This is a genomic window from Megasphaera elsdenii DSM 20460 (assembly GCF_003010495.1).
Lineage (GTDB): Bacteria > Bacillota > Negativicutes > Veillonellales > Megasphaeraceae > Megasphaera > Megasphaera elsdenii.
The window spans coordinates 1,715,718-1,732,673 of record NZ_CP027570.1 but is presented as its reverse complement, the minus strand read 5'-3'; the positions used below and the strand labels follow the sequence as shown (position 1 = coordinate 1,732,673).

13 protein-coding genes are annotated in these 16,956 nt (G+C 53.5%); 3 read left to right on the top strand and 10 right to left on the bottom strand.

The annotated features are described in order from the left end of the window. Positions 1-88: 88 nt before the first annotated feature. The 5 genes from panB to C6362_RS08315 all read right to left on the bottom strand — a co-directional run bounded on the left by panB (position 89) and on the right by C6362_RS08315 (position 8,602). Complete coding sequence (panB, locus tag C6362_RS08335) at positions 89-928, bottom strand: 3-methyl-2-oxobutanoate hydroxymethyltransferase (RefSeq protein ID WP_014017104.1); 840 nt, start codon at positions 926-928, stop codon at positions 89-91. After that, on the bottom strand, positions 897-1,793 hold the full coding sequence (locus C6362_RS08330; protein ID WP_014017105.1) for a Rossmann-like and DUF2520 domain-containing protein: 897 nt from the start codon (positions 1,791-1,793) through the stop codon (positions 897-899). The genes panB and C6362_RS08330 overlap by 32 nt, the downstream gene beginning before the upstream one ends. Before the next feature lie 417 nt (positions 1,794-2,210). Next, a complete protein-coding gene (ltrA, locus tag C6362_RS08325) occupies positions 2,211-3,602 on the bottom strand; it encodes a group II intron reverse transcriptase/maturase (RefSeq protein ID WP_255411282.1) in 1,392 nt (463 codons plus the stop codon). Between the two features lie 476 nt (positions 3,603-4,078). Beyond that, positions 4,079-6,874: an isoleucine--tRNA ligase gene (ileS, locus tag C6362_RS08320; RefSeq protein ID WP_014017106.1), complete on the bottom strand. Its 2,796-nt coding sequence runs from the start codon at positions 6,872-6,874 to the stop codon at positions 4,079-4,081. Between the two features lie 321 nt (positions 6,875-7,195). After that, positions 7,196-8,602: an alanine/glycine:cation symporter family protein gene (locus tag C6362_RS08315; protein ID WP_014017107.1), complete on the bottom strand. Its 1,407-nt coding sequence runs from the start codon at positions 8,600-8,602 to the stop codon at positions 7,196-7,198. A 171-nt stretch (positions 8,603-8,773) separates the two neighbouring features. On the opposite strand from C6362_RS08315, the gene C6362_RS08310 reads away from it, so the two are divergent. The 3 genes from C6362_RS08310 (at position 8,774) to C6362_RS08300 (ending at position 11,478) form a co-directional block, all read left to right on the top strand. Further along, a complete protein-coding gene (locus C6362_RS08310) occupies positions 8,774-9,265 on the top strand; it encodes an HD domain-containing protein (RefSeq protein WP_014017108.1) in 492 nt (163 codons plus the stop codon). Positions 9,266-9,279: 14 nt separating this feature from the next. Further along, positions 9,280-10,002 carry an NAD-dependent protein deacylase gene (locus tag C6362_RS08305; protein WP_014017109.1) on the top strand — a complete coding sequence of 241 codons (723 nt, stop codon included), beginning with the start codon at positions 9,280-9,282 and terminating at the stop codon, positions 10,000-10,002. Positions 10,003-10,131: 129 nt separating this feature from the next. Next, positions 10,132-11,478 carry an S-layer homology domain-containing protein gene (locus C6362_RS08300; protein WP_014017110.1) on the top strand — a complete coding sequence of 449 codons (1,347 nt, stop codon included), beginning with the start codon at positions 10,132-10,134 and terminating at the stop codon, positions 11,476-11,478. A 232-nt stretch (positions 11,479-11,710) separates the two neighbouring features. On the opposite strand, the gene C6362_RS08295 is transcribed toward C6362_RS08300, so the two are convergent. From C6362_RS08295 to C6362_RS08275, 5 genes are all read right to left on the bottom strand, one after another. Continuing rightward, the gene (locus C6362_RS08295) at positions 11,711-11,920 is read right to left on the bottom strand and encodes a hypothetical protein (RefSeq protein WP_014017111.1); all 210 of its coding nucleotides are present in this window, start codon (positions 11,918-11,920) and stop codon (positions 11,711-11,713) included. Between the two features lie 5 nt (positions 11,921-11,925). Continuing rightward, positions 11,926-12,717, bottom strand: a complete 792-nt coding sequence (locus tag C6362_RS08290; protein WP_014017112.1) for a protein-ADP-ribose hydrolase — start codon at positions 12,715-12,717, stop codon at positions 11,926-11,928. Next, positions 12,704-13,606, bottom strand: coding sequence for an SIR2 family NAD-dependent protein deacylase (locus C6362_RS08285; RefSeq protein WP_014017113.1), 903 nt, complete (start codon positions 13,604-13,606; stop codon positions 12,704-12,706). Before C6362_RS08285 ends, C6362_RS08290 begins: the two co-directional genes overlap by 14 nt. A 32-nt stretch (positions 13,607-13,638) precedes the next feature. After that, complete coding sequence (locus tag C6362_RS08280; RefSeq protein ID WP_014017114.1) at positions 13,639-14,277, bottom strand: NAD(P)-dependent oxidoreductase; 639 nt, start codon at positions 14,275-14,277, stop codon at positions 13,639-13,641. Positions 14,278-14,580: 303 nt separating this feature from the next. Then, positions 14,581-16,944, bottom strand: a complete 2,364-nt coding sequence (locus C6362_RS08275) for an endonuclease MutS2 (RefSeq protein ID WP_014017115.1) — start codon at positions 16,942-16,944, stop codon at positions 14,581-14,583. Between the last annotated feature and the right edge of the window lie 12 nt (positions 16,945-16,956).

The window sequence follows — 16,956 nt, the reverse complement described above, 5'->3', positions numbered from 1 at the left end:
GCAAGTCAAACGGAATATACCATTTAGCTATGTTTTATAACTGTATAGCAAAGGTCGTTTTCATTATATGAATGAATAGCATACTTTCCTATTCTTTCATGGCTTTGACGACTTCCGGGTCTACGGCGAAGCCGTGGGCTTCGTCAGGGAAGCTGCGGTCTTTGACGTCGTGGATGTACTGGCCTACGGCATCGACGATGGTCTGATGGAGGTCGGCATAGGTCTTGACGAATTTCGGACGGAAGCCGCTGCTCATGCCCAAGAGGTCCGTGCATACCAGGACCTGGCCATCCGTACCGTTACCGGCGCCGATGCCGATGGTAGCTGCCGTGTGGAGGGCTTTGGTGATTTCCGTAGCGATATCCGTCGGGACACATTCCAAGGTGATAGCAAAGGCACCGGCTGCCTCCAGTTTCAACGCATCGGCAATCAGTTGCTTTGCCGTTTCGCTGTTCTTCCCCTGGACGCGGAAGCCGCCGAGCTGATGGACGGACTGCGGTGTCAGGCCGATGTGGCCGACGACGGGGATGCCGGCTGTCGTCATGGCTTTGACAGCTTCGCAGACACTGGCGCCGCCTTCGAGCTTGACGGCATCGCAGCCCGTTTCTTTCATGAGGCGGCCGGCGTTATGCAGGGCCTGCTGGGTGCTTTCCTGATAACTCATGAAAGGCATGTCACCGACGACCAGGGCCCGTTTGACACCACGGACGACAGCCGCCGTGTGATGGATCATATCTTCCATGGTGACCGGCAGCGTCGATGTATGGCCCATGACGACATTGCCCAGGGAATCGCCGACGAGGATCATATCGATACCGGCTTCATCGACATTCTGAGCCATGATGTAGTCATAAGCGGTAATCATGGAAATCGGCGTGCCTTCTTGTTTCATTTTCTTAATGGTCAGATTGGTTACTTTTTTGTTCATGATGGACTCCTTCTGCCATCGCAAGGATTCTTGTCAGCTCGTCGTGCTGTTGTGCTGTAATCGTTTCGTTCTTTAAGGCTAAGTCGGCGGCGGCACGGCCAAAAGCGCAGTACGGATGTATCAGTTCAGCCGGCATGACCGCCAAATGCTTGACGACAGTACCGGCATCACCGCGGGACACAGGTCCCGTCAAGGCCGTCCGCCAGACCTTTCGTTCCCGGACATTCTGCAAAGTCCCATCGACGAGCGGCATGAGTGCCTTTGCCGCATCGCCGTCACTCTCTGTCCAGCGTCGCATGAGCTGCTGAGCCAGGGCCAGGGCCGTCACGACGTAATTGGAACAGAAACAGGCTGCTGCATGGTAGAGCATCCGTTCTTCAGGCGGCACGAAAAAAGGCGTACTTCCCAAGGTACGGACGATGTTTTCTGCACCCCCCCGGGCCTGTTCGTCCCCGTCGACAGCCATGTAAATCCCCTTCAGCCGTTCCGCTGACGGTTCGGCAAAACTTTGCAGCGGATGGATGCTCCCTGTATGGATTCCCAAAGAAGCCAGCGCTTCGAGGGGTGATAAATCCATAGCACCGCTGCAATGGAATACGCAGCGGTCAGACAACTGGCGCTCCCCTTTCAAAGAAGCCGCCAGCTCACGGCTCACGGGAGCCAGGACATCGTCGCGCACTGTCAGCAGCAGGACATCGCAGTGCCGGATGAGGTCAGCGCCATCAGTATAGGCCGTGGCATGGAGCCGGGCAGCCTGCTCCTGTGTATGTTCTGCTGTAGAACAAAGGATGCCTTCCACAGCAGAAGGAAAAGCTAAAACAAAAGAAGCGCCGACTCTGCCGGCGCCGATAATACCTAAACGCATGATAACTCCCTCAAAAAAAAGCGCACTCCACCCGGGAATGCGCGTAAAAAGCCTACGTTTACAAGAATTCGTCCCGGTCTTTCGATCCAAGCGATATGCTATAAAATTATGATAGATTGATGACCCGGATTTTATACGGTACGGATCCAAAAGATTCCGTCCAACCCGAATCACATGTACAGGATACTACATTTGTGAAACTTTTACCAATAACTTTTAGGAATAGGTGAGTATGATAGTGGTTCGTGCCCTATAGGGCCGACCACGTGAGGCGCCCGTCCTGAAAATATTCACGAAAACGAGATACGCCAATTCTAATAATGGGCTAGCCACGAGCCAATCGAGTAGGAGGGATTTCTGAGTAGAAATCCCGACCTCTCACACCACCGTGCGTACCGTTCGGTACACGGCGGTTTCCTAGTTTTCGCATACTTGCTTGTAATAGCTCGTCATGGTTATGTAGCCAAGGCGGGCTATTTCTTTATTCGTAAGAACTGAGTTCAGCATTGCCGCTGCTCGCCACGGACCTTTTCGGCAGTTAGCCATTTCCAACACTACCCACTTGGGCGCGCCGTATTGGCTTATCATCCGGTGTTTCGTCCGTACCTTCTTCCATTGTTTCCAGTATATGGTTCGTATTTTGCGTCGAATCCATCTGTCAATTTGAATTAGCAGTTCCTTCATATTCGCTAGTTTAAAGTAATTCACCCATCCCTTTATGAATCGTTTCAATAGAAGGGCTCTCACTTCGTTTCCTTTTCCATTGCTTCGTTTCAATATAAACCGCAAACGGTCTTTCATCTTAGTAATGGATTTCGGATGCACCCGGAGTCGGCATTTTCCATTCTTTCGGTAGAAGCCATATCCCAGATATTTAACATAGCGGATGTGGGCTACGTGCGTCTTATTTCGATTCACCTTGAGAAATAATTTCTTCTCAATATATCGAGTGATGCTTTCCAAGGTCCTTTCGGCACTTCTTCTGCTTTTGCAGAGTATCATGCAGTCATCTGCATAGCGGACAAATTTATGTCCGCGCCGTTCCAGCTCCTTATCCAGCTCATTCAGCATGATGTTACTCAAGAGCGGACTCAATGGCCCTCCTTGGGGAACCCCCTGTTCACTTCGTTCGAACATCCCATGCCGGATAACACCAGCATGGAGATATTGGTGTATCAGCGAGATGACCCGGCCGTCTTTTACGCTCCTTGACAGAACTTCTATCAATTTGCTTTGGCAGACATTGTCGAAAAATTTCTCCAAGTCCATGTCTACGACGTAGACATAGCCCTCATCTGCATAGGCCTGGCATTGTTTCAACGCATCGTGGGCGCCCCGTTTGGGACGGAACCCGAAACTGCTATCTGAAAACTGTGGCTCGTAGATAGGCACAAGAACCTGCGTAATCGCCTGTTGTATCATGCGGTCTACGACCGTAGGGATTCCTAATTTCCGGAATTTCCCTTTTTCCTCTTTGGGTATTTCAACCCGACGGACTGGCTGGGGCTTATATTTCCCATTCCGTATTTGCTGAAGGAGGTCCAGGCGATGTTCCCGCAGGTAGGGTAGAAGTTCATCTACACTCATCCTGTCGACCCCGCCGGTTCCTCGATTAGACTTTACCTTCTTATAGGCACCATTTAAGTTGTCTCGTGATAAAATCTGCTTCAACAGACTGTCCGCTGGCAAGCTTGCAATGATGTCGTTGTGTTCAGCAATCCTCGCATGGGCAGACGCTTCCACATATCCCGATTGTTCCGCAACCTCTTTTTGTGGACAGCCTTCTTGATGAAGTTTTCTGTCTTTCATTCCATGATTGGTTACTTTCATTAACTAACATCTCCTAGGATTCGGCCCTTTCCTCATGGTCTATAGCCCATAAGGTACTATGGCCTCGGCTGACTCCTCATGATAAATCTTATTTCAACCATGATGTCCAATCTATATGGCACCATCATGTCCATGAGGCCTCCCCGGGTAAGAACGCACTCTTTCTCTCCATGTGTCTGCCACATCTACTATTCATGGTTCCGTGTAGCTATGGGACTTCAACCTGTTAGGCGGCCTTATCCCCATGACTAGCCTTATGTGATTTCTGTTCGTCAGACCAGAGATTTGCCTCGACCTTCCTTCAGATTCCATCTCACGATGGACACCCTTGGTTCTGGCTATAGCCTTCCCGCTACCGGGCGGCTTAGGGACTTTCACCCATTAGAGTGCGCCCATGCCGGGCGCACCTAAAAAAGGCGCTGTCTTCATGGGACAGCGCCTTTTTCATTCAACTTTTATTCACTTAATACGGCGGCGCAGCGGGCGCAGAGGGTCGGGTGATTTGGGTCAGAGCCGACGGTATCGCTGTGGATCCAGCAGCGTTCGCATTTTTCAGCTGTCGACGGGACGACGACGACTTTCATATCAGCATGGTCTTCACCGGCAACGGCATCAGCCGGAGCTTCGCCTTTGACCAGTTTGGCTTCGCTGACGATGAGCAGCGTAGCCAGCTGATCCTGCCACTGGCTGAGGAAATCGTAATCTTCGCCATCGGCATAGATAGTGACGGCAGCGTCGAGAGCATGGCCGATCTTGTGTTCTTTACGAGCGCCTTCGAGGACACGCGTCAAATCGCGGCGGTACGACAAGAACTGAGCCCAGCGGGCATCGAGGTCGGCGTCGAGGTATTCTTTATGAGCTTTCGGCCAATCCGTGAGGAGGACACTTTCTTCCTTGCCTTCGACAGCCGGCATGTTCTGCCATACTTCTTCTGCCGTGAAGGACAGGACCGGTGCGACGATCTTGACCAGCGTATCGAGGATGACGTACATAGCCGACTGGGCGCTGCGGCGGATCTGGGAATCAGCCTTTTCCGTGTACAGGCGGTCTTTGATGACATCCAGGTACATGGCACTCAAATCGACGGTGCAGAAGTTGTGGATAGCGTGGTACATGACGTGGAACTGGTAATTTTCATAAGCGTCGGTAACTTCTTCGAAGACCTGTTCCAGGCGCAGGAGAGCCCATTTATCGAGGTCCGTCATGTCCTGGTAGGCAATCATATCCTTAGCCGGATCGAAGTCAGCCAGGTTGCCCAGGAGGTAACGGAAGGTGTTGCGGATCTTGCGGTAGACGTCGGAGAGCTGTTTCAAGATCTTCGGCGACAAGCGGATATCACCCTGATAATCAGCCGACGATACCCACAGGCGGAGGACATCAGCACCATATTTTTCGATGACTTCCTGGGGAGCGACGGTGTTGCCGACAGATTTACTCATCTTGCGGCCTTCGCCGTCGACGGTGAAGCCGTGGGTCAAAACCGATTTATACGGTGCATAGCCGTTGACAGCGACCGACGTGAGCAGGGAGCTGTTGAACCAGCCGCGATGCTGGTCCGAGCCTTCCAGGTACATTTCGCAGGGATAATCGAGGTCCGGATCGTTTTTCAGTACGCCCTGATGGGTGCAGCCGCTGTCGAACCAGACGTCCATGATATCCGTTTCCTTGCGGAAGTGTGTACCGCCGCAGTGCGGGCATTTATAGCCTTCCGGCATGAGTTCCTTGACGTCGTGCATCCACCACGTATCGGACCCTTCTTCGGCAAACATCTTCTGCAAGTGAGCGATGGTTTCGTCGTTGATGATGTGTTCCCCGCAGTCTTCGCAGTAGAAGATAGGAATAGGCACGCCCCAGACACGCTGACGGGAAATGCACCAGTCACCGCGGTCGTGAATCATGTTGTAAATGCGGTCGTGGCCCCAGGACGGAATCCATTTGACTGTATCGATTGCGTCGAGTGCTTTCTGGCGGAAACCGTCAACCGAAGCAAACCACTGTTCCGTAGCGCGGTAGATGATCGGTTCCTTGCAGCGCCAGCAGTGCGGATACTGATGGCGGAAAGTGCTCTTGGCAAAAAGGGCGCCCAGTTCAGCTAATTTTTTGATGACCGGTACGTTCGTATCGAAGACAAACTGACCTTCAAAACCAGGAACCTTGTCGGTATAACGGCCTGTGCCGTCGACAGTACCCAACGGTTTGAGGCCCCAAGCAGCATATTTCTTGCAGACATCAAAGTCGTCCTGGCCATGGTCCGGAGCGGTATGGACGAGGCCGGTACCAGCTTCGAGCGTGACGTGGTCGCCGAGGATGATGGGAACCTTGCGGTCGTAGAAGGGATGCTTGAAGACCAAGCCTTCGAGCTGCTTGCCTGTCATGACGTCCGGCAGGACTTCGTAGTCTTCGACTTTGCCAGCTTTCATGGTCGGTTCGACCAAATCTTTGGCCATGAGCAGGTATTCATCGCCGATGCGGACCCAGACGTATTCAAAGTTTTCGTTGGCACTGATGGCAACGTTGCAAGGAATGGTCCAAGGCGTCGTCGTCCAAATGAGGGCGAAGACTTTGTCCGGGTCAGCGCCTTTCGGCATATGGCAATTGAGGTCGACGGACTTGAATTTAACGTAAATGGAGAAGGACTTATCATCCTTGTATTCGATTTCAGCTTCAGCCAGGGCCGTTTCGCAGTGCGGGCACCAGTAAACAGTCTTCAGGCCTTTGTAGATATAGCCTTTCTTGGCCATTTCGCCAAAGACACCGATCTGAGCGACTTCGACGGGTTTGCGCAAGGTCAGGTACGGATGGTCCCAATCACCGAGGACGCCGAGGCGGATAAAGTCTTTCTTCTGTTCTTCTACGCGGGCCAAGGCGTAGTCACGGCATTTGGCGCGCAAGTCGAGCGGTGCCATTTCGTGGCGGTTCAAGCCCGTATCTTTGATGACGGCATGTTCGATAGGAAGGCCGTGCGTATCCCAGCCGGGAACGTATTTCGTGTAGCAGCCCTGCTGGGTCTTATATTTGAGGATAATATCTTTTAATACTTTATTCAATGCATGGCCGATGTGGATTTTGCCATTGGCATACGGAGGACCGTCGTGAAGAATAAACTTGGGCGCACCGTCCCGTTTCTTCAAGCGTTTTTCATAAATCTTGTTGTCCTGCCAGAATTTCAAAAAGTCCGGTTCCCGTTTCGGCAAGTTGCCGCGCATGGGGAAATCGGTCTGAGGCAGATGTAAAGTCTTACCGTAATCCATTATGTTTCCTCCTCTGAATCTGTGAAAAAAAATAACGTCTCCGTCCCAAAAGGGACGAAGACGTAATCACCGTGGTACCACCCTATTGACTGCCGGAGCAGCCACTTTGACGCGCAATAACGACGCGACCCGGCAGCTGGTTCGCAGCTGCAGCTCCCAAGTGATCCGCCAGCATACGGCCTTTGCCGGGCTCTCACTATCCCCGGTTCGCTGAAAAGGCGTAGGCGACACTGGCCGTCTTGTTCATCGCTTTTCATTTTTTATGACAATTACTTGTACATAGACGTATTGTAAAGGCTTCTCCCCCATTTGTCAAGAGGATTACTTCCAATATTGGACCGTACTTTCATCGATACCGATGGAAGCCGCCTTGAAGACAGGGTTCTTGCCTTCCTTCTTCTGCTGCTGGTAGTCGCGCATAGCTTTGACAGCCGTATTGCCCAGGATGAAGCAGGCCGGGATGTTGATGAAGCACATGACAGCCATGAGGATATCGGCAATATCCCAGACAGCGGCCATGGACATGCCGGCGCCGACGAAGACGACGAGGACGCAGACAATACGGAAGGTATTGACGAAACCGTGGGACGGAGCCCCCTTGTGGATAAAGCGGATGCAGTTATCGACGTAGAACAGGTTGCCGATGAGCGTAGAGAAGCCGAAGAGGAGCATACAAATCGTAATCAGGAGCGGACCGAAGCCGCCGAAGACGGCTGTCGCTGCATTCTGGACATAAGCCGCACCGGCTACTTCCTTGGTGATGGGCACGCCCGAGAAAAGGCCCATGAAAGCCGTGGCACTGCAGACCAGGAGGGTGTCGATGAAGACCGACAGCATCTGGACCAGGCCCTGTTTAACCGGATGGCTGACATCGGCTGCGGCTGCCGCATTCGGGGCCGAACCGATACCGGCTTCATTGGAATAGAGGCCGCGCTTGATACCATAGATCATGCAGGAGCCGGAGATGCCGCCGAGGATGGACTGGAAATCGAAGGCATCGGCAAAAATCATGGCGAAGACCTGCGGCAGGCTGGTGATGTGGAAAAGGATGACGATGAGGGCTGCCAGGATATAGACGCCGCCCATGACCGGAACCAGGACCGATGTGACCTTAATGATACGCTGGCCGCCGCCGATGAGGCAGTATGCGACGAGAGCGGCAAAGACAGCGCCGATGATCCACGGCGTCGTCGTCGGGTCGTAGAAACTGTAGACGAGGAACGTCGACTGCATGTTGAACGAGCAGAGCAGGTTAAAGCCGCCGGCATAAGTCACGATCAGGGCAAAGGCAAAGAGGACGCCGAGCCAGCGCTGATGCATGGCCGTTTCAATGTAATAGGCCGGACCGCCGTAACTGTGGCCTAAGGGATTGCGGCGCTTGTAAATCTGAGCCAACGTACTTTCAATAAAGGCCGTCGCCCCGCCGATGATGGCTAGGAGCCACATCCAGAAGACAGCGCCGGGACCACCCAGGCAGATTGCCGTCGATACGCCGATGATATTGCCCGTACCGACACGGGACGCCGTCGAAACCATAAGGGCCTGGAAAGACGATACTTTCCCGGCTTCTGTCGGTTTTTCCATGACGACACGGATACTCTCCGGGAACAGGCGCAGCTGGACACAGCGCGTCTTCCAGGAAAAAATAAGGCCGGCTGCGATGAGGATGACCATTAAAATAGGATAATAAAGGACATCATCGAGATAGTTCAGGACAGCCATAATCATAGAATCACATCCTTACTATAAAACAAAAAAAGTATAAAATAAATAAAGAAGTTCTTTAAAAATGATAAAGGATTCTATGATAATTTGTCAATAGGTTATGGAGGAATGGTCCTACCCCGTTCCTATCCTCCCGACCCTGTAGTATAATGAAAAGGAAAGGCAGGGATTCCCATGACATCTATTGAACAAGTAATACAAAAAGCCATCGCCTTCGACCACGGCGACGCCCGGCGCATCCACCATTTCCTCAAGGTCTACGCCTACGCCGACACCATCGGCCGCCTGGAAGGACTGCCGGCAGACCAGCAGGACATCCTGCGGACAGCCGCCGTCCTCCACGACATCGGCATCCACGCAGCCGAAGAAAAATACGGTTCCTCGTCGGGCAAATACCAGGAAATCGAAGGTCCCGCCCCGGCCAGGGCCATCCTGGAAGAACTCGGTGCTGACGAAAAGCTCATCGACCGGGTCTGCTTCCTCATCGCCCACCACCACACCTACGACGGCATCGACGGCCTGGACTACCAGATACTCCTGGAAGCCGATTTTTTGGTCAACGCCTATGAAGACCAGCTGAAACCGGAAGCCATTGCCACCTTCCGCGACAAGGTATTCCGTACCCCATCGGGTCTGCAATTATTAAAAGATACGTATCATGTGTGAAAGGAGCCCTTACGATGACAGATATTGAAAAATTCGTCGACATGGTCAAAAATTCCGATAACATCGTCTTCTTCGGCGGCGCCGGCGTCTCGACGGAAAGCGGCATCCCCGATTTCCGCAGCACCGACGGCCTGTACAACCAGCACTATAAATACCCGCCCGAAACGATCCTCAGCCATTCCTTCTTCATGGACAACACGGAAGAATTTTACCGCTTCTACCGCGACAAGATGCTGGCCCTCGACGCCCAGCCCAACATGGCCCATATCAAACTGGCCGAACTGGAAAAAGCGGGCAAACTAAAAGCCATCGTCACCCAGAACATCGACGGCCTGCACCAGAAAGCGGGCAGCCAAAACGTCTTGGAACTACACGGCAGCGTCCATCGTAACTTCTGCATGCACTGCAACAAGTTCTTCGACGCCGAATACATGAAGAATTCCACAGGCATCCCCAAGTGCGACGCCTGCGGCGGCATCATCAAGCCTGACGTCGTCCTCTATGAAGAAGGCCTGGACAACGACGTCATCGAACAGTCCCTGTACTACATCAGCCACGCCGATATGCTCATCATCGGCGGCACGAGCCTCGTCGTCTACCCAGCAGCCGGTCTGGTCCGTTACTACCGCGGCCATAAACTGGTCTTGATCAACAAATCCAGTACGGACATGGACAGCGCAGCCGACCTGGTGCTCCACGACCCGATTGGTGAAGTCTTCAGCCACGTAAAATTATAAATAAAAAGTAAACTTTCTTCTCATTTGACACACAATCATAACGTGCCGTAGTATACTAAATGCAATGTATAATTTTATGCGTTTTTCTGCATACGCAAAAAGAACGAGAAGAAAGAAGGTCTTTGATTCGTGAAGAAACAAGTAGTCTGTACCCTGACAGCCGCCTTAGCTGTCACTTCCCTGTCGGCCTTAGCCGCGAATCCCTTTGTCGATGTCCCGTCTGACAGCTGGGCTTACAAGTCCGTCGTCGAACTGGCCGACGCCGGTATCATCCAGGGCGTCGACGGTCAGTATTTCCAGGGCCATCGCAACATCACCCGCTACGAAGCCGCTGAAATGGTCGCCAAGGCCATGGCCCATATGGACAAAGCCTCTGTCGAACAGCGGGCCCTGATCAACAAGCTGGCTGACGAATATGCCGACGAACTGAACAACCTCGGCGTCCGCGTGACCAACCTGGAAAACCGCGTCGGCAACACCCGCGTTTTCGGCGATGCCTTCGTCCGTTACCGTTACCAGAACGGCAACAAGAAGAACGACAATTCCTGGGATACGCGCTTCCGCATCCGTGCCCAAGGCCAGGTCAATGACCGCACCAAGGTCACAGCCGGTGTCAGCACGGGCTTTCGCCCCTTCGCCAGCAACAAAGCCGCTTCTGACGAAGGCAACAACCCCTATATGGATTTAGCCAAAGTGGATTACAACTTCGGCAGCAAGAACTGGGAACTCAGCGTCGGCCGCAATGACGTCTACCGCATCGGCCGCGACGCCTATGGTCTGCAGTACTTCGATGCCCTGGACGGCGCCGAACTGCGCTATCACAACGATAACCTGGCCATCACCACGGGCTACGGCAAATTCAAGGACGGCAAGAAGCCCGGCGTCGATACGGTGAAACCTATTTCCGACGCCCATTCGGACCACTTCAGTACCGACGGCTTGAAGACGGGCTACGGCGAAATCGACGTCTTCTTCGGCGGCGGCAAAGCAGCCCGTTCCGAAGCCGGCATTTACTACAACCGCCTCCACCAGTCCAACCACAGCTCGGGAGAAGACTATTTCGCCAAATACATTGCCGGCTACTTCGCCCGCGGCAACTACGGCAAGTGGAGCGCCCTGGCCAACTACGAACACATCGGCTTCAACGCAGGTGTCAAGAACGTCGACGGCCAGGATTACGGCGACGCCTGGATGGGCAAACTCCAGTACGGCAATGCGTCCTTCGCCGCTCCCGGCAGCTGGGATACGTGGCTGGAATACCTCGACCTCGACGACGGCTCCTTCCTCGGCGGCAACCCCTTCACGTGGCGTTTCTCCAGCGACATGGATAACCAGCGCAGCTGGGGTATCGGCGTCGACTACATCGTCGCCAAGAACCTGAAATTCAGCGTCATGCAGTCCTTCGCCAGCCAGGCCAAGACCGGCAGCCAGGATCCCCACGAAATGACCCGCATCCACTTCCAGATGCTGTTTTAATGTTCGTGGCTCGTGGCTAGTGGTTCGTGGTTCGTTTTTGCGGCCTTATGGCCGCACCGTAGGGACCTGTTTGCTCGGACTCAGAAGCGGCTTTGCCGCAATAGACTCTGGAAATCAGGCGCAGGAGCGCCCAAAGGCTCCCCTTCATAGGGGAGCTGGCCGCCAACGGCGGTCTGAGAGGTTCTTCGGAAGAGGTTGGCATCGGCCGCCTGGTAAGGCGGCCCGCAGGGTTCTATCTGGCCGGAGCTGCTTGGTAATCGCCATTTTCTGAATAGGTATGTGATACTGGGCCTCTCAGCTCAGTCGTGTTTATTTGCTGATTTACAACAGCTTGATAATCACCATTTTCCGAATAACCTTGGTGAACAGGGGCAGTTGCAAAAGCAGCCATTCCGCTTACACTGAATGCTCCAAAGAGGACAGCTAAAATAATCTTTTTCATAATAATCATACTCCTTTATGTAAATAACGATTATATATCCTATAATCTTCCTCGGTAAAAACGTTGAAGACGACTTCTATCGGCTCATGTTGCCGCAGCCACTGCGATACGTTGGTTACGGCAATGTGGGCCGCTTCTTTTTTAGGGAAGCCGAAGACGCCTGTCGAGATGCAGCAGAAGGCCAGGGACTGGCAGCCTTTGGCGGCGGCCAAGTCGAGGCAGCTCCGATAGCACGAAGCCAGCTGGCCTTGGGTCTGTGGCGTCAAAGCCCCCCGGACGATAGGTCCGACGGTATGCAGGACGTAGCGGCAGGGCAGGTTGTAAGCCGGCGTGATTTTCGCCTGGCCCGTCGCCTCAGCATGGCCCTGGGCCTGCATGATAGTAAAACATCGTTCCCGCAAAGCCACGCCGGCCATAGTATGGATCATATTGTCGATACACGAGTGGAGCGGTCGAAAACAGCCCAGGAGCTGGTCATTAGCGGCATTGACGATGGCATCGACAGCCAGCGTCGTAATATCTCCTTGCCAGAGATGCAGATGCTCATGGCTAGGAATGGCCGGCAGATAGCGGCCATCGGTAATCCCTTTTTCCCGCGTCAGTCCCTGGAGGACAGCCGCTTCGGCAGCTAGGAACTGCGGCGACGGCACATGTTTCCCCGGCTGGCGGACGTTGCACAAGGCCCGGTAGAGCTGGAACGCCTGACCATCGTCATCGGGAATGTCATAAGCGGCGTATTCCGGCATTTCCTGCTGAAGCTGGTGAATCAAAAAAGCAAGTTGTTCATGACGGTTCATGACTCTCCCCCCTTTCTAAGGCAGTGAGTACATCGGCGATATCCCCTTCGATGCCGATGGCCTGCCGGCGGATCCATTCCGGACTGCGGGCATCACTGGCATTGACGCAGGCGTAGATGGCCTGCGGATTAGCCTGGGTGTACTGCCAAAAAGGAATCTTGATGATTCCCGGCGTATTCATGCCGACGCCTAATTCCAGGTAGAGCACACGTCCCTGCCGATGGTCCTGCAAAAACTGCTGATACCGGCGGGCCGCCGCCTTCCAGCCTGCATCTTCGACGAACGTGTCGTCACAGCGCAGGTTGGGCACCAGGTCCTGGCCATCTTCGGGGCTGCGCGGCCAGAGCGCCGCCGGGACCTGCATGGAGACGGTCCCCTTTTCCGGCGGCACGAAGCAGTGATGTGAGTCATAGACGAAGCCCTGGGCCTCCATCATGGCGACGATGACCGCCTCATTATCATAGGTCCTGGCCGTCACGGGATATTTCTCCTGGAACAGGCCGTAATCCCCTTGCGTATAGAACAAGCGCTTTTTATCGAAACGGGCTTTCTGGAACTGATGGTCCACATTGGTCGTCAAGACGAAATAATCCTTGTCCCGCACCAGGTCATACAAACGGCGATAGACATCGGTCGGTGCCGGGACGTAGCGGTTGATGTAAATGGCCCGGCTCCACCAGGCCCAGTATTCGCGAACATCGGAAAAGTGGAAAAAGCCGCCGGAATACATGTCGCGGATGCCGTATTTCCTGATGAAATCCGAGAAATACCGGCGGAACCGTTCACCGGAATAGGTCAGGCCCGCTGCCGTCGAAAGGCCCGAACCGGCACCGATGACGACGGCCGCTGAATCATGCAAAGCCCGTTGTAACTGCTGAATCTTTTCCATTCCCGGCACCTCCTTCAATAGCGATGAAAAACTTAGGCCCGGACGACGCTGATGCGCTGATTGATGTGATGGCCCTTTTCGATTTCGTCGACCATGGCGATGGCATAGTCGGCATAGGAAATAATCGATTCGTTACGGCTGTTCAAAGTCAATTCTTCGCCGCCCAGGATGTATTTCCCCGTCCGTTCGCCATCGGCCTGGAAGTCCGCAGCCGGGCTGACATAAGTCCATTTGACATCGTCGTGCTGGCGCATAGCCTTTAAAACCTCAGCGGCAGCTGCTGCCAAAGGCTTGAATTCATCAGGGAAATCCGGTGCTTCGGCCAGGACAGTCGTGTGTTCTTTATTAGTAAAGAGTGAGCCAGCCCCGCCGACGATGAGCAGGCGGACTGGGCTGCCGCTGAGGATCTGGCAGAGATGTTCCGTCGTCGTCATATAACCAGGCAGGGTTTCCGGCGTCCAGGCCCCAAAGCCGTCGACGACAGCATCGAAACCAGCCAAATCAGCCGCCGTCAAATCGAGGATATCTTTCTGTACATAATGCTGGGCATCAGTCATATTTTCTGCCTTGCGGCCAAAAGCCGTCACATCGAAACCGCGGCGGACCGCTTCAGAAATAACCTTACGAGAAACACGACCACCAGCAGCAACAACAGCAATTTTCTTATTCATAATAGACTACCTTTCTGCGCACAGCGCAATGCAAATATATGTTGAAATGGAATGTTCCTTGTTGTAATTAATTTATTTACAATTAGGATAGTTGTAATATATCACATTACAGCTATCTCGTCAACCCTTCTTCGGAAATTAGTGTAACTTTTTTTATTACATAGCAAAAAGAGCTTGTCGCATACGACAAGCTCTTTTAAGTGGCTAGTGGTTAGCGGATGGCTTTAAATTAAAAACCATGCCTCAAACATAAAAGAGAAAAGACCCTCGCATGATGACAGAAACCTCATGCGCCCCCTTCCCTTAGAAATAGACCAGGGTGACGCCGGCACCGCCGCCGTCTACGTCGTCGAGCTGGTATTTCTTGACGAATGGCTGGTCGTCGAGGAAGGCGTGGATCTGACGGCGCAGGGCACCGCTGCCCTTGCCGTGGATGATTTTGACCGGGCTGAAACCGGCAGCCAGGGCCTGGTCCAGGAAGCGTTCGACTTCCGGCAGGGCTTCGCTGAACGTCTTGCCGATGATGTTCAACTCCGTCGCCACGCTGGACGTGCGGATAGGCCGGTATGACGAAGCGGCAGCCGCTTTCTTTTCGGCCTGTTTTTCTTTCTTCAATTCGTCCAAGTACGGCGCGCTGACATCTTTGAACTTGACGCGGACCGTCATGCCCCGGACGGAGACGGTGAGCTGTTTGCTGCCGATGTCTTCGACCGTGCCGACACTGTCCAGGTTATTGACGAAGACCTGCTGGCCGACTTTCAGCTTCGACAGGTCGATGGGGTCGCGCTGAGGCTTTTCGGCTTCGGGCAGGGAAATCTGCTGGATCGCCCGGCGGGCCTTGTCGATAGCCTTGGCCTTTTCCCGGTCCGTCCCCTCTTTGGACTGGGCCTTCAGTTCACGGATAATCTTTTCCGCTTCGACGCGGAGGTTGCGCTTGAGGTCGACGGCATCGCGGCGGCTGGCATCGATGATATCCTGCCGCTTGGACGTGACCTTATCCTTTTCTTTGCGCAGATCGTCTTCCAGTTTCCGCGCTTCACGCAGGCGGTATTCTAGTTCAGCCTGTTCTTCATCCATCTTTTTGGCCTGTGCATTGAGCTGGGTCAGGACTTTTTCCATATCCATGTCCTGCGCCTTGCTGCGCAGGTCTTTTGCTTTTTCCAGGATGTCCTTGGGCATACCCAGGCGTTCGCTGATGCTGAAAGCATGAGAACTGCCGGCCGAACCGATGCGCAATTTATACGTCGGTTTCAGTGTTTCCATATCGAATTCGACGTGGCCGTTTTCGATGCCCGGCGTATTATAGGCATAGTTCTTGAGGTCGTTGTAATGAGTGGTGACCATGACATACGACCCTTTCTGATAAAAGGCATCGAGGATGGCAATGGCGATGGCACTGCCTTCGGCTGGATCCGTGCCGGAACCGAGTTCGTCCGCCAGGATGAGGTCGTCCGGGCCGCAGTGCTTGAGGATGTAGATGAGCTGCTTCATATGGCTGGAAAAAGTACTCAAGTTCTGGGAAATATCCTGTTCGTCGCCGATATCGGAAAATACGTCGCGGAAGACGGGCAGTTCCGACGATTCGCCGACGGGGATGAACAGGCCGGCTTGATGCATGAGGACCAAAAGGCCCAAGGTCTTCATGGAAACGGTTTTACCACCGGTGTTGGAGCCCGTAATGAGGAGGATGCGATAATCGCCGCCGATGACAATGGTATTCGGCACGACGTGTTTGGCGTCGATAAGAGGATGGCGGGCCTGGATGAGCTTGATTTCCCGCGTCTTAGAAACAGCCGGACGGCAGGCTTTCATCTTCAAGGCTAACTGGGCCTTGGCAAAGGCAAATTCCAGCTGGCCTACACATTTCGTGCTGTCATACAAATCGTTGTACTGCTGCTGTACTTTCGCTGTCAGACGGCGGAAAATGCGTTCGATTTCCTTCGTTTCGCCAATGCGTGCAGCTTGCAAGTCGTTGTTGGCATTGACGATGGCCAACGGTTCGACATAGAGCGTCGAGCCACTGGCCGACGTATCATGGACGATACCCGGAAAAGCATGGCGGTATTCCTGCTTGATAGGAATGACATAACGGTTATTGCGCACGGTGACCAGGGCATCTTGGAAATACTTCTGGTATTCCTTATTCTGCAAGACATTATTGACGTAGCGCTTGGTCTGCCGTTCCAGTTCGACGATGCGGCTGCGCAGGCGCATCAATTCCGGCGACGCATTGTCCCGTATTTGGCGATTGTTGTCGAAGACCGTCGCGAAAGAATGGGACAACTGGGAAAAATCGCCGATAACGTCTGCCTGTTCGGCCAGCTGAGGATATTCGGCGCCGCGGTCGGCAAAGAAAGACCGGATTTCCCCATAATGCTGAAGATTATTCCAGATATCGATACATTCATGCGAATCAAGGGTCACTTCGCGCTTAGCCTTTTCCAGAGACGGCCGGATATCGACGATGCCGCCGAAGGGCGTACTCGTTTCCGTCTGCATACAGCGGACGGCTTCTTCTGTATCAGTCAGATTCCGTTCAATGACTTCGCTGTCGTTCACCGGTCTCAGGCGGCGGGCGATTTCCTTGGACAAACGGGACGGTGCCAGGCGGACCAGCATGTTCTGGACCTGATAGAATCCCAAAATCCGCATACTTCTTTTATTCATAAATAGCATTAC

Bases quoted from the DNA above. Each gene is read 5' to 3' on its own strand.
- C6362_RS08305 (WP_014017109.1), top strand. From the start codon at position 9,280: ATGACAGATATTGAAAAATTCGTCGACATGGTCAAAAATTCCGATAAC.
- ltrA (WP_255411282.1), bottom strand. From the start codon at position 3,602: ATGAAAGACAGAAAACTTCATCAAGAAGGCTGTCCACAAAAAGAGGTT.
- C6362_RS08285 (WP_014017113.1), bottom strand. From the start codon at position 13,606: ATGGAAAAGATTCAGCAGTTACAACGGGCTTTGCATGATTCAGCGGCC.
- C6362_RS08275 (WP_014017115.1), bottom strand. From the start codon at position 16,944: ATGAATAAAAGAAGTATGCGGATTTTGGGATTCTATCAGGTCCAGAAC.
- panB (WP_014017104.1), bottom strand. From the start codon at position 928: ATGAACAAAAAAGTAACCAATCTGACCATTAAGAAAATGAAACAAGAA.
- C6362_RS08310 (WP_014017108.1), top strand. From the start codon at position 8,774: ATGACATCTATTGAACAAGTAATACAAAAAGCCATCGCCTTCGACCAC.
- C6362_RS08315 (WP_014017107.1), bottom strand. From the start codon at position 8,602: ATGATTATGGCTGTCCTGAACTATCTCGATGATGTCCTTTATTATCCT.
- C6362_RS08280 (WP_014017114.1), bottom strand. From the start codon at position 14,277: ATGAATAAGAAAATTGCTGTTGTTGCTGCTGGTGGTCGTGTTTCTCGT.
- ileS (WP_014017106.1), bottom strand. From the start codon at position 6,874: ATGGATTACGGTAAGACTTTACATCTGCCTCAGACCGATTTCCCCATG.
- C6362_RS08290 (WP_014017112.1), bottom strand. From the start codon at position 12,717: ATGAACCGTCATGAACAACTTGCTTTTTTGATTCACCAGCTTCAGCAG.
- C6362_RS08295 (WP_014017111.1), bottom strand. From the start codon at position 11,920: ATGAAAAAGATTATTTTAGCTGTCCTCTTTGGAGCATTCAGTGTAAGC.
- C6362_RS08330 (WP_014017105.1), bottom strand. From the start codon at position 1,793: ATGCGTTTAGGTATTATCGGCGCCGGCAGAGTCGGCGCTTCTTTTGTT.